Source organism: Paraburkholderia sp. GAS448 (assembly GCF_050435685.1).
Classification (GTDB): Bacteria; Pseudomonadota; Gammaproteobacteria; order Burkholderiales; family Burkholderiaceae; genus Paraburkholderia.
Genome location: NZ_JBNDKT010000005.1, coordinates 449472 through 468007 on the forward strand (window position 1 = coordinate 449472; position 18536 = coordinate 468007).

The window sequence follows — 18536 nt, forward strand, 5'->3', positions numbered from 1 at the left end:
CAGTTTTCTTCCCGCACAGTTCGCGATTTTCGCGTACTTGAACTCTGGCACGGATACGCAAGGTCTCTTTGCCATCGGGGTGAGACATCGGTTCTAGGGCAACGGAACCGATTGCACGGCGAGCGTTCGCCTCGGGGCCGGTGCGATCTTTGCTCCGGAATCATGCCTGTACCAACCGGCACAGATCTGACGCATGCTTGACTTGAAGGAACAATTGAATTGACACGGGCCACGATAATTCCGCGTCGAAACTCGTTCACAATAGAGCACATCCCCGATCACGACCGAAACGTCTGGGGCGCAGTTGTTCGGCAAGCGGTCGGGCAAGCATTTTCAAAACCGGCTACGGTGTGTGCGGCTGCTGTCCGCGTGTCGAACCGGTGACGCAACAGGTGTTCATCATCAGGAAAGCAATGAAACAACCGATCAAAATCGATTTTGTCTCCGATGTAGCGTGCCCATGGTGTGCTATCGGTCTATCCTCGCTGCAAGTTGCACTCTCACGACTTGGCGATGCCGTCGATGCCGAATTGGTCATGCATCCCTTCGAACTGAATCCGCAGATGGGCGAGGAGGGTGAGGACCTTGTCGAACATATAGGCAAGAAATACGGGCGCACGCCGCAACAGGTTGTAGAGGCGCAGGCCGAGCTCCGGCGGCGCGGCTCGGATGTGGGTTTCACCTTCGGCACTCGCAAGCGCATCTATAACACCTTCGATGCGCACCGCCTGATGCATTGGGCCCGTCTCAAAGGCAAACAGGTACAGCTTAAACAGGCGCTTCTGCAGGCTTATCATGGCGAGGGCAAGCCCACGAGCAGCCGTGACGTTCTGGTCGAAGCGGCGGAATCGGTGGGACTCGACGGCGCTGAGGCGCGCTCTGTTCTGCAAGGTGGCGACTATGCCAATGAGGTTCGTGCAGAAGAAGAGAAATACCAGGCAATGGGCATTCATTCAGTCCCGTCGATCATCGTTAATAACCGTTATCTGCTGACTGGCGCACAACCCGTCGAAGTATTCGAGCAAGCCATTCAACAGATCCTGGCCGAAGCGTAACGTGACTTCGGCATCGCAATGACAGTTCGTCGTTGATTTCAGGCGTTCATTACACGACGGTGAGCGGCTGCGAGAGGCAGTCGTTCACTGGCCCGCCTTGCAACAGAACGTACTCACCGGCGCAAACCTGGCGAAGCATACTACTGGTAAACGCGGGACCTCGCGAAGGCGCGAGGACTGTCAGATGCGGGCGGCAGATACCTCAGTCCAACGTGTGCGGTTGCGACGCGCCGAACTCACCGCGATCCGGTTGGCGGCGACACAGCAGCGATCGCACCGCCAATCGTCATCCCGGACGCAAGGTCGATCTCGGCGTCACTTAATATGTAACGTCTTTGGTGAAACGAACTACTAGCGTCTGGAAGTCCGCAAAGATGTGAGGAATCGGGAAGCTTGCAGGAAGCTTGTGCATTCACAGGCGGCATTCGTTCAAAACCTGAGGAATAATCCAACCGGCCCTTTGATAGCATGATTCAATTTGCATCCCGATGTGTTGCATCCTCTAATGAAGTTCCGCAGTCATTTCCCTGGATCGTCCAACCCCCGGAGAGCGCTCCCATGGCAAAGCCGAACGTTGAGGAAGTCGTCGAGGAAATTGCCCGGCAGACCAGTACGCCCCAGGAAACCGTGTCCAGAATGTATGCCGACACATGGGCGCAGTACAACGAGGGCGCTGTGATACGTGACTATCTCCATGTGCTCGTCGCTAAACGTGTACGCGAAAATCTTCGCAACGGCTCCGGCGGAAAACACTGACGCCCGCCGGTTGTAAAAGTACTTCGAGATCTCGCCTCAATACGCCGCGCTTTCCACGGTGTAATAGTCGGGCTTCTTTCAGACCGCAATACGATCCGGTTTGCTTGCCTCGCAAGCGGCACGATCAAGCGGAGGAAGCACTGGCCTGCCCGCAGCGCAGGCCAGTCCGACGCGCAATCAGTTGCTTCCCGTGGATGCCGCACCGCTTTTCGCGAGCGCGGCCGCATTCTGCTGGGCGTTGTGCATTTTATTTAAAGAGGATATCGAAATAAGTTGGACAAGGCGGGAATAAACCTCTGCGATCCTGAGCCAACCATCCACGTTGGGCGAGCGTCGTAAAGCGCGCGTGCATGGAAATCAACGCGAAAATGTGTCTGCGGAATGGAATAAATTGACCCGCGTCGTGTTGACACGGGTGACAGCAATTTTTTTCCAGCAAAGCAGACATGCGACCTTCCCGCTCCGCCGCCGAATCCGTCCTGTCGGAAACCGACATTCAGGCTTTCGTCGACGGACTGCTCCCGCCCGAGCGCGCCGCGCAGATACAGCGCTATCTGCACGACCGGCCCGACGAAGCACGACGCGTCGCTTTCTATGGCAAGCTGAACCGGCAGATGCAATCGAGCTTTCAAAATGCCGACGATGAAGATCGTGCGCCGTTCTCATCCCTCCGGCTCCATGGCGCGTCGCTGGCCGGCAGCCTGCGGCGCCGTGCGCGGGTCCTCGCGGCGGTCTTGCTGGTGGTGCTATTGGCGGCGGGTGCCTTCGTAGGGGCGGCGCACGTCCCGGACGACGCACTGGATGCGGCTGCGATCATGGCGCTCGAACGTGCCACGGCGATGAAAGCGCCGCCAGATCGCGGTGTAGATGGCGGGACCCTTGCCGCCGCGCCCGATCTCTCCAGCGTCGGTCTGCGCGCAATGGGCCCGATTTCGCAGAGAGTCGGTCCATTTGCGCGTGCCAGCGGATTCGTCTACCGCAATGCGGCCGGCGAGCTGGCGGTCCTGTTATCGGTGCCGGACCTGACTGCGACGGTGCAACCGCATTGGCAGGCGCGCCGGGTTGGCGCAAGCCGGGTGCTGAACTGGACCACAGTGCGTACCCGATTCGTGCTCGCCGGCCGCGCCAATACGCGGGGGCTGATGCGCGCTGCCGATCTGATGGCGCCGCACTGAGCACGGCGGCCGAGCGAAACAAAAAATCCGGAACGCGGGAATAAACGGCAAAAAACGGTGTTTGCCCGCTATCTATTCATGATGCGTCTGCGTGAGGCGGCGCCGGGGCTGACAGAGAAAGGAAGGACGATGAACGTCCGTGACGGATTAATGGATCACGTGCCGCGGCTGCGGCGCTACGCACGCGCGCTGATCAACAACCGCGAACTGGCAGACGATCTGGTTCAGGACACCCTGGAGCGCGCGCTCCGCAATGCCGGACAGTTCAGGCCGGAGACGGATCTTCGCGCCTGGCTCTTCACCCTCATGCACAACGTCTTCGTCAATCAGGTTCGCAAGGCCGGCGCGCGCGCAGTCCACGTGTCGGTCGACGACGAGGGCCTGCCGGAAGTCGAGTGGGCCGTGTCGGGTAACCAGTCGCAATCGCTGGAAGTGCGCGATCTCGACTACGCGTTGCAGCGCCTGCCTGATGACCAGCGTGAAGTGGTGCTGCTCGTCGGCCTCGAAGAAATGAGCTATGCCGATGTGGCGCTTGCCCTGGGTGTGCCGATCGGCACCGTGATGTCGCGTCTTTCGCGTGGCCGCGAGCGGCTGCGCGCATTGATGGCGGGCACGCAGCCGGGCGCGAAATTAAAGGTGGTGCGATGAACGAACAAGGAACCCCGGGCACGCCGGTTAGCGAGGAAGAACTGCACGCCTACGTCGACGGTTCGCTGGCTGCGCACCGTCGCGATGAAATCGACCGGCTGCTGGAAAGCAACGCCGAACTGGCTGCGCGCGTCAGCGACTATTTCGCGCTGAACAGCATGTTTCATGAACGCTACGACCGGATCCTCAGCGAACCGGTGCCGGCCCGCCTGCGTCCGCCGGCGCGCAGGCGCTGGCTCGACGCGGCGAACTGGCCGCAGTTCGCCGGAATGGCGGCGGCGCTGATACTCGGCATCGGCATCGGTGTCGGCACCAACATGGGCATGGGCCGCCAGGCGCCGTTTGCGGGCACGGGCGGCGATGTATCTGCCCGTCGGGTGAGTGCGGACGCCGCGGAGGTGTTCGCCCGACAGTCGGCGATCGCGCATGTGATGTACGCGCCGGAAGTGACACGGCCTGTCGAAGTGGGCGCGGACAGGGAACAGGAACTCGTGAAGTGGGTATCGAACCGTCTCGGCACCAACGTCCGGCCGCCCATCCTCACGCGCACAGGCTTCGAACTGATGGGTGGGCGGCTGCTGCCGGGCGACGACGGTCCGGTCGCTCAGTTCATGTATCACAACGAGAAGGGCGAACGCATCACGCTGTGCATCTCCCACCGCAAGGTGAGTTCGGATACGACTGCGTTCAAGCTGTATGAGGACGGTCCCGTGAACGTGTTCTACTGGATCGACGGCGATTTCGGGTATGCGGTGTCGGGCGGTATCGATCGCAAGGTGCTGCTCGAACTCGCGCACGATGTCTACGCACAGTTGACCGCAGAGGGCACCGTGCCGGCAGATTCCGCCACGCCGAAGAACACGGATTGAAATAGCCTGTGGTGAACCTGCAGCGCGTATGGAAAGCGCATCGCTGAAGCACCCGCTTCAGCGATGCGCGATGCGCTCAAGACGCGATATCGCGCACAGGGCTGCCGGTCAACTGCACGACGAAATCGAAGAAAGCGCGGACCTTGGCGGGCGGATGATGTCGCGACGGGTAGAGCGCGTAGAGAGGAAACCGTTCGTCGGGCCAGTCGGGAAAGAGGTCGACCAGCTTGCCGCTCGTGAGCCATTGTTCGGCTCCGGGCGAGAGAATCTGTGCGATGCCATGGCCACCGAGACACTGTGCGTACATCGTGCCGACGTCATTGACCATCAGGCGGCTGCGCGCCTTGATGACGATCTTCTTCCTTCCCCGATGAAATTCCCACGGATATGGACGTCCCGTCTCCGGTTCGCGGAAATCGAGGCACACGTGCGGCTCGCGTTCGAGGTCCGTGGGTGCGAGCGGGCGTCCAGATCGCCTGATGTACGCGGGTGAAGCGACGGTGATGACGCGCGTGTCGAGCAGCTTGCGTGCGATCAGCGTCGAGGCGCGCGGCTCGCCAAAACGCACGGCCAGATCGAAGCCATCCGCCACCATGTCGCCGAGGTGATCGCGTGTGACGACATCGATCTGAAGATCGGGATAAGCCTCCACGAATGCGCCGAGACGCGGCCCGAGAAAGATGCGCGAGAAGAACATATCGACGTTGACGCGCAGCCGTCCGCGTACGGCAGTGCGTCCTTCCGCTGCCGACGCAGCCGCTTCTTCGAGGCCGCTCAGCAGCGGCAGGATCTGCTCATAGAAGCGCCGGCCTTCGTCGGTGAGGGTGACCGACCGCGTGGTGCGGTCGAAAAGCCGGATGCCGAGGCGCGCTTCGAGCCGGGCAATCGAGCGGCTTACGCCTGACTGCGACATGTCCAGCGCTTCTCCGGCTGCGGCGAAACTGCCGCTGTCGACGATTGCCGTCAATACACCCATTCCGTTCAACATGCGTTCGTCGAAAGCCATCGGTGTCGCCTTTGTCGCGGATCAACGGGTTGCCATGCTATCGCGCGCGAAGTCCATGCCTCTACGATTCATGACGTTACGGCATTCGTTGGACACGATACATGATCTTCCGAGTATAGCGTTCGAGTGTACTGAACGGTGTTCCAGCAGCACGGCCGGCTTAAACGGGCATTAAAATGCAACCGACGCGCGGAATAATCTCTTCGAAGCTGTGTTCACCTCTCTGACACCGACGCTTCAGATCGAGGAGAAGAGTCTTATGCGATCCCTACAGAGTTCCCGCATGCGCCCGATAGTCAGCATCGTGGTTGCGTGTGCCATGTCGGGCCCGCTCGGCGAGGCCGCGTTTGCAGCCGGATCGCGTGCGGCGAGCCCTGACGAAGCGGCCTATCTATCTGAGAACGACCGCGCGATGACGAAGATGATGGACGACATGTCCATCAAGCCGACCGGCGACATCGACAAGGACTTCGTCGCGATGATGGAGCCGCATCACCAGGGCGCCATCGACATGGCGCAGGCCGAACTGCGTTACGGGCACAACGAACAGCTGCGCCGCATCGCGCAGGAAATCATCGTCGAACAGCAGCAGGAAATCGTCGCGATGCGCGTGGCGCTGGGTCAACCGCTGCCACCGGCCGCCCCTGCACCCGATCAACCGTCTGCGGCACGCCCTGCGTCTCCAGCCGCACCTTCGATGTCCGGTCATGGCATGAACGGCATGCACATGAACATGAACTCGCCCAAGGAATCCCAATGAAGCACATGTCTACTCTTTCCACGATGCTGACAGCGACTGCGATGGCCGTCGCGCAGTTCGCATGGGCTGGCCAGGCGCCGGGCGCATCGTCCGATCCCGACGTGCCGGTGAGTCACCACGATCGCGTCTACGCAGCCGAGCAGTTTTCGAACACGGTGTCGGTGACCGATCCGGCCGACAACAGGCTCGTCGGCGTCATTCGTCTCGGCGATCCGTCGCCGGGCAACTTCAGCCCGCTTTATCGCGGCCAGGTGCTCGTGCACGGCATGGGCTTTTCACCGGACCACCGCACGCTTGCAGTGGTGTCGATCGGCTCGAACTCGGTGACGTTCATCGATACGCAGACCAACGCCGTCAAACATACGACGTATGTAGGCCGTTCGCCGCACGAGGCCTTCTTCACGCCTGACGGCAGTGAAGTGTGGGTGACTGTGCGTGGCGAAAACTACGTGGCGGTGATCGACGGCAAGACCTTCGAGGAGAAGACGCGCATCATCGTGCCGGCCGGTCCGGGCATGCAGATATTCTCGCCGGACGGCAAGTACGGTTACGTGTGTTCGTCGTTCAATCCGGAAGTCGACGTGATTTCCGTGGCTGACCATCAGATCGTCGGCAAGGTGAAGCAGGCCAGTCCTTTCTGTCCTAACATTGCCGCGACGCCGGATGGCAAACAGGTGTGGTTCACGCTCAAGGATGTCGGCAAGACGCAGGTTTTCGATGCCCGCCCGCCGTTCGCGTTGCTCAAGACGATCGACACCGGTCCGATCACGAATCACGTGAACATCGTGCGTAACGCCAAAGGCATGTTCGCGTATGTGACGGTAGGCGGTACGAACACCGTGAAGGTGTTCCGCACCGATGACTACTCGCAGGTCGCGACCATTCCGGTCGGCAGTCTGCCGCACGGTATCTGGCCATCGGGCGACGGCAGCCGCGTCTACGTAGGCCTCGAGAACGCCGATGCATTGACCGCGATCGACACGCTGACCAACAAGGTCGTCGCGACGGTGCCGATCGGTCAGGCACCGCAGGCGGTCGCCTATGTGCCGAACGCGGTGCCCGAAGGCGACGGTACGCAGAACCTGCAGCCGCTTGGCGTGGCAGGGCGGGCCGCGCATCTGGCGCTCGTGCCCGTCGGTGCGGCGAAGGCCGGCAACACGACGAATGCCCCGGCAAATGCCCCGACGAGCGTGGCGCTGTTCGATCAGGGGCTGCTGCAGGTGCTGCAGGCGTCGGTAACCGGCCTCGAGCCTAAACAGCCCTACGTGCTGGGTCTCACCGATACGCCGGATGGCAGCGGCAACGTCGAGCCGCTGGCGAACTTCATGACGAACCCGGCGGGCTCGGCCATCGTCAACGCGATTGGACAGATCCGCCAGGTGGTGACCACGGGCGATGCAGCGGCGAAGGACCAGCGCCGCTATCTGGTGATTGCGCCGTCGGTGGCAGGCAAGCCGGGTGCGCCGGTTCAGGTGCAGGCGCTGTAGTTCAGGAAGCGTTCTGCCGGCGTGCTCCGCCTCCGACGCTCTGGCCCGCATCATGTGCCATGCGCATGTAGCCCAGAACGGAAACGAAGGTCAGCAGGCCGGCAAACAGAAAGGCCAGCCGGAAGTCGTCGAGTGTGAAGGGGCGTCCTGCTTCCTCGCCGTGGACCAGGGCGCCCAGGCGCAGCGACACCGCGCCAAAGGCGATGCCGAGGCCGATGGTCATCTGCGCGGCCGCGCTCCAGAGCGTGCTCGCCGCATTCATCTGCGGCTGCGGCACGTCGGCATAGGCGAGCGTGGCGAGCAACGAAAACTGCATCGAGCGCGCGACGCCATAGATAAACACGACGATCAGCACGAGCGCGAGCGGCGCGGCGGGCGTCAACAGCCCGCAGGCGATGATAAAGGCGCCAGCCACGGCGACGTCGACGATCGAGACCATCCTGAAGCCGAAGCGCCGCAGGATGCGCGTGGTGAGCGCTTTCATCCCGAGATTGCCGAGCGCGCTCGCGAGCAGCAGCAGGCCGGACTTGAACGCGGAGAGCCCGAAGCCGATCTGGAACAACAGCGGCATCAGGTAGGGCACCGCGCCGATCCCGATGCGCGTTAGGGAGCCCGTCACCACGGTGACGGAGAACGTCGGGATCTTCAGTGTCGATACATCGATGAGCGGATGCGGATGCTGCCTCGCGTGCCGGAACGCAATGAACCCGAAGACGAGACCTGCGGCCACGAAGCCCAACGCGCCCCACGGCTTCGTGCCCGGCTGGCTGGCCAGTTCGGCGCCATAGAGAATCGAGGTCAGCGTGGCGCCGCTCAGCACGAGACCGACGACATCGAGCGGACGCCGGTCAGTGCCGCGCAGATTGGGCACGAGCGCCGCGACCACCGCCAGCACCGCGATGCCGACCGGCACATTCAGCAGAAAGATCCAGCGCCACGAGGCGTATGTCGTGATGAAGCCGCCGATCGGCGGTCCAACCACAGGCGCGACGATCGCCGGCCACGTGATGGTGGAGATGGCCTGCATCAGGCGGCTTTTGTCCGTGCTGCGCACGACGATCAGGCGGCCGACCGGCACCATCATCGCGCCGCCGACGCCCTGCAGCACGCGAGCCGCCGTGAACTCCACCTCGTTTTGCGACACGCCGCAGAGCACCGACGCCACCGTGAACACGACGATCGCGCCGAAGAACACCGTGCGCGATCCGCAGCGGTCGGCAACCCAGCCGCTCACCGGAATGAAGATCGCGAGCGCCAGCATGTAGGCCGTCATGCCGAGGCTGAGGCTGTTCGGGCCGACACCGAACGAGCGAGCCATCTGCGGCAGCGCCGTCGCGATGACGGTGGTGTCGAGATACTCCATGAAGAAGGTCGCCGCGACGATGTACGGCAACCAGTGAACGTGCGAGTGATCCGGCAGACGGGCGGTCATGGCGTGGCCTTCGGCGCAGAGGCAAAACGCCTACTTCTCATGCGCGGCGTACTGCTTGTCGAGCTGGTCGAAGAGCGGCTTGTTCACGAGGCGCTGACGCTCGCTGAACGGCACCACGAGCGATGGGTCTTCGTCGAGGCGTCCGTTGCCCTTCAACGCGCCGAGCGCCTGCTGCATGCCGCGCACCGCGCCCTGCAGGGCCGCGTTCGCATACAGGACGAGTCCGTAGCCGAGGCTGGCGAGCGCGTCGCGCGACTGCACGGGAGTCTTGCCGCCGATCACGATATTGATGAGCTGCGGTGCGGTCGGGAAGAGGCCCGGCAGACGCGCGATATCGGCGAGGGATTCGGTGGCTTCGATAAAGAGGATATCGGCGCCGGCTTCGACGAAGCGCTGGCCGCGTTCGATCGCCGCCTCGATGCCTTCCACCGCGGCCGCGTCGGTGCGCGCGATGATCTGCAGGTGGCCGTCCTCCCGGGCATCGACCGCCGCGTGGATCTTGCCGACCATCTCGCCGGTCGAGACCACTTCCTTGCCCGCGAAGTGGCCGCATTTCTTCGGCATCACCTGATCTTCGAACTGGATCGCATCGGCGCCGCAACGCTCCAGTGTGCGAACCGTATGCCGCACGTTGAGCGCGTTGCCGAAGCCGGTGTCGGCGTCGACGATGAGCGGCAGCTCGACCGCATCGCGCACGCGCGCAGTGTGTTCGGCGATTTCGTTCAGGCCGATGAAGCCGAGGTCGGGCAGCCCGAGCGACATGTTCGTGACGCCCGCGCCCGTCAGGTAGAGCGCTTCGAACCCGGCGTCCTCGATGACGCGTGCGCTCATCGCGTTGAACGCGCCGGGCACGAGCAGGCCCCGGCGTTCACTGACGCTGCGGCGAAAGGCAGCGCGGCGGCTGACAGAGGAAGTTGGCATGACAGTAGGCCTCGAAAGGATCGGGGGAACGGCCTCGCGTGCGGAATCTGCGCCCGCCAGGCCACCTTGGGTTTGCGCAACGAATCTGCGGATTATGACGCGTTGGCTGCCGGCGCGTTCGATCCGCGCGATTCTGAAGGTCGCAACTGCATGGCGCAACCGCTCAGTCCGTTCATCCAGCGAACCGGCAATCGCCGCCTGCCCGACGACGGCGTGGCGCGGACTTGCGCGGCGTCACCGGAATAACGGCGGCTGCGGATGGTTCGCTACGCATAACACCGACGAGCCGTGAATGTGGGATGACGATCTCCGGCTTTACGGTCAGCGTTCCTGGCCCTGATAATGGCCGGTCGATCCACACGCATCACGGCTTGTTGGGGTGCAGCGGGTCGCCATCCTCCATCCATCGTTGCCCCGTGCTGAAGAACTCACGCTTTTTCGATCTGCTGCGCATTCCCGGCTTCAAGCCGCTCGCAGGCGCGACCCTGATGCTCGGCGTGGCGATGTCGTTTACTGCCCCCTATCTGTCGCTCTTCGGCATCGAACGTGCGGGGATGACGCCGTTCAGGCTCGGTCTCTTCATGACGCTGATCGCCGCCAGCGGCGTGCTGGCCAGCACGCTGGCCGGCCGCTGGAGCGACAGGAGCGGGCGTCACCGGCCCTTGCTGCTTGCATCGCTCGCGGCGGCGACGCTGGGTTATCTGTGCCTGTGCGTGGTGCGCGACTACCGGCTTCTGCTGGTAGTGGGCGTGGCCTTCATCGGGGCGGGCGGCTCGGCGCTGTCGCTGGTCTTCTCGTTCAGCCGCGCCGCATTGCCGGTGAAAAACGACGCCGAACGCGCGTTTGCGAGCGCGTCGCTGCGCACGATCCTGTCGGGCGCGTGGGTCTTCGGCCCGGCGGTGGGCGCGCTGGTGCTCGCGGCAACCGGCTTCTACGGGCTGTTCCTGTTCGCTGCGGCGAGCTTTGCGGCGTGCGCGACGATCGTCGCGCGGATGCAAGAGCCGCAGGGGCATCTCGGCGACCACACCGTCGAGGACACGGCGTCCGAGCCGACTTCGTCGATCACGGTGCCACCGCTGCGCACCCCATCCGAAGGCGGCCATGAAGCGGGCGGCGCGGCCGCATCGGCGAACGACATCATGCGGGCCGTGGTGGCGTTGACGCTGATCGGCCTCGCGGCCAACGCGACGATGATCGTGCTGCCGTTATACATCGTGCATGGCCTCAACGGCTCGCGGCTCGACGTATCGATCATGCTGGGGCTCGGCGCGCTGACCGAAATTCCGATGATGCTTGCGCTCGGTGCGCGTTCGTCGTCGCTGCACAAGCCGAACTGGCTGGCCGCGTGCGCCGCGGTGCATGCGGTGTATTTTGTCGGCATGTCGGTCGCAGGCCACGTGAACGTGCTGATTCCGATGCAGATCCTCAATGCGTTCGTCGTTTCCGTCACATCGTGCCTCGGCATGACCTACGTGCAGGATCTGATGCCCGCGTCGCCGGGCCGGGCGACGGCGCTGTTCTTCAACGCGGCGCGGGTGGGGTCGATCCTGTCGGGGGTGCTGTCCGGTTTGCTCGTGCAGGCGTTCAGCTATCGCGGCACCTTCGTGTTCTGCGGTCTGCTTGCCCTGTGCGCGCTGGTGCTGTTTGCCGTGCCAGGCTGGCGCTATGGACAGATGGCGCGGGCAGCGCGCGGGTACGTCGCCCGCAAGCTGGAAGAGCGGCGGCGCTAGCATTGCCGCCTGCCTGCCTGCCGCGCGCCGGCCCGGATTTCGCGAAGCGGATGCAGAAACGCCACCACCCGGTAATGGCAAACTAAAACGGCAGGCCGCCGCTTGATTTACAATCGCGGCACGGAGTAACATTCGGCCGGTTTGCGGAACGGATTTTTTCTAATATGTTGATATGCCGGGCGTCGTTTTCGGAGTCTTCATTTACCTCCGGGACGGCAGTGTGAGTCGCCGATTCACCTGCGCCGCTGTCGACATCAAAAAAAGGCTTCGCTGGCAATTGCGAAGCCTTTGTCTTTTCAGGCATGCATTTTCTTGCAAGGAAAATGGTGCACCATGGTCAAGCGAGAGGAACAACGGATGTTCGATCCCGACGGAGAAGCGCGCGAACGACTGCTCGTGTGGATACGCCGCCGCATGGAAGAGTACGGCATTACGCTGGACGATCTGGCGGCCGCCATCGAAGCCGATGCCGCCGCGCTGCAGGCGCCGAAGTATCGCGACGCATACGGCAACACGTGGGACGGCACGGGCGACAGGCCCGACTGGCTGACCCGCGCCATTCACGCAGGGCAGGATATCGAGCACTTCCGGTGCTGATCGCGGCACGTCGAGCCGTATTTTCCCGGCTCAGCCATGCGTCGCGCGACGCGTTAGCCGCCGCGGCGCACCCCGTTGCTTCGTGAGACGGCAACCTGCCTTTAAGGGAGATTCCGATGTCTGTCATGCAACCGGCGTCGGCGCACGCCTGCAGTCCGGACGAATGGGCGACCCGCTGCGACCTCGCTGCGCTGTATCGCCTGGTCGCGCATTTCCGTATGACCGACCTGATCGACACGCACATTACCGCGCGCGTGCCGGGGCCCGAGCATCACTTCCTCATCAATCGTTATGGCGTGCTGTTCGACGAAATGCGCGCATCGGATCTGGTGAAAATCGATCGCGACGGGCGTGTCGTCGAAGCGGAGGCGGGCAGCGATCCGGCGCGCTATCGCGTGAATGCAGCGGGTTTCACGATTCATTCGGCCGTGCACACGGCGCGTCCCGACCTGCGTTACGTGATTCACACGCACACTGCGGCGGGCTCGGCGGTTTCCGCGCAAAAGCAGGGCTTGCTGCCGATCAGCCAGCATGCGCTCAAGTTCTACGGGTGCCTTGCTTACCACGACTATGAAGGCATTGCGCTGGACCTCGGCGAACGGGCACGGCTCGTCGCCGATCTGGGCACATGCAATGCGATGATCTTGCGCAATCACGGTTTGCTGGCCGGAGGCGTATCCGCGGCGACGGCGTTTCAGGAAATCCATTTTCTGGAACGCGCCTGCCAGATTCAGGTTCAGGCGCTGGCCGGCAACGCGGAACTGAATGTGCCGCCGGAGGCCGTGTGCAGGTTGACCGCAAGCCAGTTCCAGCGCGATGACTCGGAAGGCATTGCACAACTGGCGTGGGAAGCCGCGTTGCGGCTGATCGATATATCGCGATCCGATTACCGTAGTTAGGCACCAACAGCGGGTCCGGCGGGGCGATTGCCAGGCGGGAGCGGCAGATCCTGATTGGCATACGCGGCAAGCTGGGCGACAATCGCGGCGATCTTCAAACTTCGTCGCGAGGTGCATACCATGGTTGTGCTGATAGTCGGGTTGGTGATCTTTCTGGGCGGTCATTCAGTGCGGATCTTCGCCGGGCCATGGCGCGAGGCGCAGATTGCGAGGCTTGGCGAAAAGGGCTGGAAGGGGATATTTTCCATCGCCTCCGCGATCGGGCTCGTGCTGATCATCTGGGGCTATGGAATGGCACGGCGTGACCCGGTGCTGCTATGGACGCCGCCGGTGTGGGCTCCTCATCTCGCTGCGCCGCTTACCGCGCTCGCTTTTATCCTCTTTCCTGCTGCTCATAGTCCGGGTAACCACTTCAAGGCGCTGCTCCATCATCCGATGGTGTTTGGCGTCGGGCTTTGGGCGCTCGCGCATCTGCTTGCCAACGGGACCCTGAATGCAGTGATCCTGTTTGGGGCTTTTCTGGTCTGGGCGGTGGTCGACTATTTCGCCGCGCGGCGGCGTGATCTGGATCAGGGCGTTGTTTATCCACCTGGTGTCCTGTCAAAGGATGCGATGCCCGTCGTTGCCGGGCTTGTTGTGTGGGTGGTGTTTGCCCTTGTTTTGCATGGGTGGTTGATCGGGGTGCGGCCGTTTGGGTAATGGAGTTTTTGTTTTACTGTCCTATGCTTTTATTTGTACTCCGGGCAGGTGCTGGATGTCGCTCATACGCATGCGAGGGCGTCGTTGATCTTTTACGGTCGACGATGCTTGCGAATGAGGCGCAGCGCCGGCATGCGGTGGCGTGCGAGGCAGAGTTCAAATACGCTGTCTTGAGCGAGACCCGGCTGACGGGGCAGTGAGCCACTCGCACAACGCGTTCGGCGCTTTTAGTATTTTTAAATTTATAAGGATAACTGGTCGCTTGATTCAGAAAAGGGGATCACGTCATCGTCACTATATTCAAGAGCGGTCGTGATCAGTTACGACTGAACGGCGCCATGGACGCATGATGGCGGACACGTCGAGCGGTGACGTTCCGGTCATCGTTCGATCGCTGTCCGGGCGGATAAAAAAAGCCCGCGCAAGGCGGGCCGAATGTTACCCGGAGTTTCGCGAACGGGTCGCGGCTTGAGAGACTAAAGCTGCCGTATGAAACGTCCGTGAAAACGCTGGGGAAGGTGCGAACCGCACCTTCATCCAGCTTCAAACGACATCAGAGATCGAAGAAGGCCGTTTCGTTTTCGCCCTGCATGTGGATGTCGAAACGGTACACGGTGCTGCCGGCATGCGTTTCGCGTTTCGCGACCAGCGTCTTGCGACGTTCGGCCGGCACGGAGGCAAGCACCGCGTCACGCTCGTTGGCCGCCGCTTCATCGTCGAAGTAGAGGCGCGTGAACGTATGCAGCAGCATCCCGCGCATCAGCACGATCACGTTGATGTGCGGCGCTTCGTCTTCACCGGTCGCACCCGGCTTCACGGTCTGGACGACAAAGCGCTTCTGCGGATCCGTTCCCGTACCGACACGCGCAAAGCCGCGAAAGCCCGACTTCGTCACGTCCGCGCGTGAAGCCGGATAGTTGCCCTGCGCGTCGACCTGCAAAAACTCGAGCATGGCGTCGCCGACCACCGCCCCGTCGGCGTCGAATACCTGGCCGACAATCGTGATGTGTTCGCCGGCCGCTTCATGATCCACGAGCGATGGCGTGAACAGGCTCTTCAGATCGAAGTTGTACTGTTCAGGGCACAGACCGTAGGCGAAGTACGGCCCGACCGTTTGGGAAGGCGTTTGCTTGAGTGTCATGTTCAACGCTCCATCGGGGTTTCGTTGCGGCCGCGCAGCACGATGTCGAATTCGTAGCCGAGCGCATAGCCTTCTTCCGTGGTGTCGATCGAGAAGCGCGAGATGAGACGTTCGCGTGCCTGCTCGGGTGTGCCCTGGAAGATCGGATCGAGTGCAAGCAGCGGGTCGCCAGGGAAGTACATCTGCGTGACGAGGCGCGAACCGAAGTAGTCGCCAAACAGCGAGAAGTGAATGTGGTTCGGACGCCATGCGTTCGGATGATTGCCCCACGGATACGCACCGGGCTTGATCGTCAGAAACCGGTAGCGGCCTTCGTTGTCGGTCAGGCAGCGGCCTGCGCCGAGGAAGTTCGGATCGAGCGGCGCTTCGTGCTGGTCAGCCTTGTGAACATAGCGGCCCGCAGCGTTCGCCTGCCAGATTTCGACGAGTGTGTTGCGCACCGGCCGACCGCCCTCGTCGAGCACGCGGCCCGTGACGATGATGCGCTCGCCAAGCGGCTCGCCATTTCTGGCGGCATTGCGCGTCAGGTCGTTATCGAGCGCGCCGAGATCTTCCGCGCCGTACACGGGCACGCGCTGGTCGCGCAGGCGCTCTTTCAGCGGGATCAGCGGACGGCTCGGGCCGCGCTTCACCGACGAGCCGTAACCGGGATAGACATAGGGAGGATGGGACGCGAAGTCGCGCACTGCGAGGACAAGGGGCTCGTCCATTGTTTGTCTCCTGGGAAGGTTTATTGAATGGCTGGGGATGATGGGACTTTATATGCTCCAGGAAGTTATGCAAAATGACGTTTTTTCGTCTTTCGTATAACCTGCCGTTATGCAACGCAGCCTCGCGGACAGCCGCGTCAAATTCCGTCATCTGCAGTGCTTTCTGGCCGTCGCGCAGTTCGGCGGCGTGCGGAAGGCCGCGGAGAGCCTGTCGATTACGCAGCCCGCCGTGTCGAAGACGGTCGCCGAACTCGAATCGATTCTCGGGGTGAAGCTGTTCGAGCGCGGCCGGCACGGGGCGGTGCCTACGCGCGAGGGCCAGCTGTTCATGCCGCACGCAAGCGCCTGCGTGAGCGCGCTGCGGCAAGGCGTCGATCTGCTGGCGCGCGCGGAGGGCACGGCGGCTGCCACGCTGGATCTCGGCATTTTGCCGACCGTCGCGACCGCGGTCGTGCCGCCCGCGCTGAAGCTGTTTCAAACCCAATGGCCGCATGTGGTTGTGCGGATGGTGACCGCGTCGAACACGGAGCTGCTCGCGCGGCTGAAGGCCAGCACGATCGAGTTCGCGGTGGGGCGGCTGGCGGATCCGGAGCGGATGATCGGCCTCAGCTTCGAGCAGCTGTATCGTGAGCCGCTGATCGCGGTGGTCCGTGCGGGCCATCCGCTGTCGACGGGCGCGGTGCCCCCGGCGGCGCTGCTCGAACGCTTCATGGTAGTGCTGCCGCCGTTCGGCACGCTGATCCGGCAGTCGGCCGAAAGCCTGCTGACGGCCTGGGGGGCGCCGCCGCTGTCTTCGTTCGTGGAAATGCTGTCGGTATCGGTGGGCCGGGCGTTGACGCTCGAAAACGACGCGGTCTGGTTTGTCCCGTTCAGCGCGGTCGAATACGATCTGTCGCGCGGCGAACTGGTGCGGTTGCCGCTGCCGTTTGCCGGCACCGAGGAGCCGGTGGGACTCATCCTGCGCACGGATACCCAGCCGTCGGCAGCGGCGCGCGCACTGATTGATGCGGTGCGCAACGTGACGCGTCAGCGCATCGCTCCGGCCGTCGATAAAACACGCTCGCCGAAGCGCCGCCGCGCGGCGCCCTGATCCGCGCGAGGCCTCCGGGGAGATGGAATGAACACCGCCCCTCACTCCAGGGTAGCGGCGAGCGCCCACTGCCCGCGGGCGCCGGGGGCTCTCACTTGACCAACGGCATCGACGTGCCAAAGTGAAAGTTCGACCAATCACTTGAGGTAAGGAGAGCCCAAATGAATGCTACGACATACGGGCTGGACATTGCAAAGTCCGTGTTTCAGCTTTACTGGGTCGACCCGCAATCGGGCGAGATCAGCAACCGTCGCTTCACCCGCGACCAGCTCATCCGCTTTCTGGGCAACCGGGCGCCAGGCCGCGTGGCACTGGAGGCATGTAGCGGTGCCCACTGGTGGGCGCGCAAGATCGCCAGCCTCGGGCATCAGGCCATCCTGTTGCACGCCAAATACGTGCGCCCGTTTGTGCAGACCAACAAGACGGATGCAGCAGACGCACGGGCGATCTGGACGGCCGCCCAGCAACCGGGCATGCGCACCGTGGCGATCAAGAGCGAAGCGCAGCAGGCCATCCTGAGTCTGCACCGCATCCGCTCCGCGCTGGTCGACACGCGTACCCGTCAGGTCAACCAGATTCGTGGTCTGCTGGGCGAATACGGCCTGCAATTCCGTTACGGCCGCAAGGCGCTGATGAACGAGCTCAGCGCGCGCATCGCCGAGATCGAGCAGACCGTGCCCCCGCTCATCTGGCGCGCCCTGCAGCGCCAGCTCGCGCACCTTCGGCAGCTGGAGGCCGACATCGCCGAGGCCGAGCGCGAAAACCTGAACTGGATGAAGGCCGATCCCGCCGCACAGACCCTGGTGGCCATCAACGGCATCGGACCGTTGACGGCCACCGCGACGGTTGCGGTGATGGGTACACCCGATACGTTCCGTTCCGGGCGTGCCTTCGCGGCCAGCCTGGGCCTGGTCCCTGCGCAAACCGGCAGCGGCGGCAAAATCCGCCTGGGCCACATCTCAAAGCGCGGCGACCCATACCTGCGCAGGCTGCTGATCCACGGCGCGCGCATCGTGGTGACCCGTTCGAAACAGCGCCCCGCGTGGGTCGAGGCACTCCTGAGCCGGCGCCCGGTCAACGTCGTCATTGTCGCGCTTGCCAACAAGATGGCCCGCACGGCCTGGGCACTGCTCGCGCATGGCCAGCCGTATGACCGGCAGCACGTCAGCGTGCGACCCTACGCAAGTGGGCCCCAGGCAGTTCAGAGCATTTAGGTCAAACCACCAGTGTTGCGCAGGGTAAGGCAAAACGTGTGATGGCAAACGAGGTCGGACCGACGGGAACCCAAACCCGATGACATCCAGGCGGCTCAAAGCCCGTCGTGGGAGATGGGGTCGTTCCCGGCAGCTTCCATCAAGGCCCGCAGGTCCGCTGACCTGCAACCCCAAGGCCGGATATAAGACTGCAACCGTTACCTCCGCTGTTCAACGCACACAAACCCAACCTTGCCAACGGGGCGGTGTTCAAGAGTTTTCCAATACCGAAATGAGCCTGGAGAGACCGGGTTGTCGGAATGATTGATCGTTAGAGGAAACGTGATTTTAGGACGTAAGTGTTCGTG

At 62.9% G+C, this 18536-nt stretch carries 19 protein-coding genes; 13 read left to right on the plus strand and 6 right to left on the minus strand.

Annotated elements, in window-relative coordinates; genetic code table 11:
- Positions 1–413 precede the first annotated feature (413 nt).
- From P3T23_RS13445 to P3T23_RS13465, 5 genes are all read left to right on the plus strand, one after another.
- Positions 414–1055 carry a DsbA family oxidoreductase gene (locus P3T23_RS13445; protein ID WP_429316646.1) on the plus strand — a complete coding sequence of 214 codons (642 nt, stop codon included), beginning with the start codon at positions 414–416 and terminating at the stop codon, positions 1053–1055.
- 558 nt (positions 1056–1613) lie between these two features.
- Positions 1614–1811, plus strand: coding sequence for a DUF3562 domain-containing protein (locus tag P3T23_RS13450; RefSeq protein WP_429316647.1), 198 nt, complete (start codon positions 1614–1616; stop codon positions 1809–1811).
- Positions 1812–2257: 446 nt separating this feature from the next.
- Positions 2258–2986 carry an anti-sigma factor family protein gene (locus P3T23_RS13455; RefSeq protein ID WP_429316648.1) on the plus strand — a complete coding sequence of 243 codons (729 nt, stop codon included), beginning with the start codon at positions 2258–2260 and terminating at the stop codon, positions 2984–2986.
- A 129-nt stretch (positions 2987–3115) separates the two neighbouring features.
- Positions 3116–3634 (plus strand): RNA polymerase sigma factor, encoded by a 519-nt coding sequence (locus P3T23_RS13460; protein WP_429316649.1) that lies wholly within the window; start codon positions 3116–3118, stop codon positions 3632–3634.
- Positions 3631–4503: an anti-sigma factor family protein gene (locus P3T23_RS13465; protein WP_429316650.1), complete on the plus strand. Its 873-nt coding sequence runs from the start codon at positions 3631–3633 to the stop codon at positions 4501–4503. The genes P3T23_RS13460 and P3T23_RS13465 overlap by 4 nt, the downstream gene beginning before the upstream one ends.
- A 76-nt stretch (positions 4504–4579) precedes the next feature.
- Here the strand turns inward: P3T23_RS13465 and P3T23_RS13470 are convergent, their stop codons facing one another.
- Positions 4580–5509 carry a LysR family transcriptional regulator gene (locus tag P3T23_RS13470; protein WP_429316651.1) on the minus strand — a complete coding sequence of 310 codons (930 nt, stop codon included), beginning with the start codon at positions 5507–5509 and terminating at the stop codon, positions 4580–4582.
- 259 nt (positions 5510–5768) lie between these two features.
- Between P3T23_RS13470 and P3T23_RS13475 the strand changes: the two genes are divergently transcribed.
- Together P3T23_RS13475 and P3T23_RS13480 are read left to right on the plus strand one after the other, a co-directional pair.
- Entirely contained in the window at positions 5769–6269 is a 501-nt protein-coding gene (locus P3T23_RS13475) for a DUF305 domain-containing protein (RefSeq protein WP_429316652.1), read from the plus strand.
- 5 nt (positions 6270–6274) lie between these two features.
- On the plus strand, positions 6275–7756 hold the full coding sequence (locus P3T23_RS13480) for a YncE family protein (RefSeq protein WP_429316653.1): 1482 nt from the start codon (positions 6275–6277) through the stop codon (positions 7754–7756).
- A 1-nt stretch (position 7757) separates the two neighbouring features.
- Here the strand turns inward: P3T23_RS13480 and P3T23_RS13485 are convergent, their stop codons facing one another.
- Positions 7758–9188 carry a DHA2 family efflux MFS transporter permease subunit gene (locus P3T23_RS13485; RefSeq protein WP_429316654.1) on the minus strand — a complete coding sequence of 477 codons (1431 nt, stop codon included), beginning with the start codon at positions 9186–9188 and terminating at the stop codon, positions 7758–7760.
- 30 nt (positions 9189–9218) lie between these two features.
- Positions 9219–10109 (minus strand): isocitrate lyase/PEP mutase family protein, encoded by an 891-nt coding sequence (locus P3T23_RS13490; RefSeq protein ID WP_429316655.1) that lies wholly within the window; start codon positions 10107–10109, stop codon positions 9219–9221.
- A 416-nt stretch (positions 10110–10525) separates the two neighbouring features.
- On the opposite strand from P3T23_RS13490, the gene P3T23_RS13495 reads away from it, so the two are divergent.
- A complete protein-coding gene (locus P3T23_RS13495) occupies positions 10526–11839 on the plus strand; it encodes a sugar efflux transporter (RefSeq protein WP_429316656.1) in 1314 nt (437 codons plus the stop codon).
- A gap of 82 nt (positions 11840–11921) precedes the next feature.
- Here P3T23_RS13495 and P3T23_RS13500 read toward each other — a convergent pair whose 3' ends face one another.
- Positions 11922–12143 (minus strand): hypothetical protein, encoded by a 222-nt coding sequence (locus tag P3T23_RS13500; protein ID WP_429316657.1) that lies wholly within the window; start codon positions 12141–12143, stop codon positions 11922–11924.
- A gap of 29 nt (positions 12144–12172) precedes the next feature.
- On the opposite strand from P3T23_RS13500, the gene P3T23_RS13505 reads away from it, so the two are divergent.
- The 3 genes from P3T23_RS13505 to P3T23_RS13515 all read left to right on the plus strand — a co-directional run bounded on the left by P3T23_RS13505 (position 12173) and on the right by P3T23_RS13515 (position 14034).
- Positions 12173–12436 carry an H-NS family nucleoid-associated regulatory protein gene (locus P3T23_RS13505; protein WP_133666216.1) on the plus strand — a complete coding sequence of 88 codons (264 nt, stop codon included), beginning with the start codon at positions 12173–12175 and terminating at the stop codon, positions 12434–12436.
- A gap of 116 nt (positions 12437–12552) precedes the next feature.
- A complete protein-coding gene (locus P3T23_RS13510) occupies positions 12553–13335 on the plus strand; it encodes a class II aldolase/adducin family protein (RefSeq protein WP_429316658.1) in 783 nt (260 codons plus the stop codon).
- A gap of 120 nt (positions 13336–13455) precedes the next feature.
- A complete protein-coding gene (locus tag P3T23_RS13515; protein ID WP_429316659.1) occupies positions 13456–14034 on the plus strand; it encodes an NnrU family protein in 579 nt (192 codons plus the stop codon).
- A 553-nt stretch (positions 14035–14587) separates the two neighbouring features.
- Here the strand turns inward: P3T23_RS13515 and pcaG are convergent.
- Together pcaG and pcaH are read right to left on the minus strand one after the other, a co-directional pair.
- A complete protein-coding gene (gene pcaG / locus P3T23_RS13520; protein WP_429316660.1) occupies positions 14588–15175 on the minus strand; it encodes a protocatechuate 3,4-dioxygenase subunit alpha in 588 nt (195 codons plus the stop codon).
- Positions 15176–15177: 2 nt separating this feature from the next.
- Entirely contained in the window at positions 15178–15885 is a 708-nt protein-coding gene (gene pcaH, locus P3T23_RS13525) for a protocatechuate 3,4-dioxygenase subunit beta (protein WP_429316661.1), read from the minus strand.
- A gap of 109 nt (positions 15886–15994) precedes the next feature.
- Here pcaH and pcaQ point away from each other — a divergent pair, with 109 nt between their 5' ends.
- Positions 15995–16975: a pca operon transcription factor PcaQ gene (gene pcaQ, locus P3T23_RS13530; RefSeq protein ID WP_429316662.1), complete on the plus strand. Its 981-nt coding sequence runs from the start codon at positions 15995–15997 to the stop codon at positions 16973–16975.
- A gap of 161 nt (positions 16976–17136) precedes the next feature.
- Positions 17137–18189 (plus strand): IS110 family transposase, encoded by a 1053-nt coding sequence (locus P3T23_RS13535; RefSeq protein ID WP_429316663.1) that lies wholly within the window; start codon positions 17137–17139, stop codon positions 18187–18189.
- Positions 18190–18536: the final 347 nt, after the last annotated feature.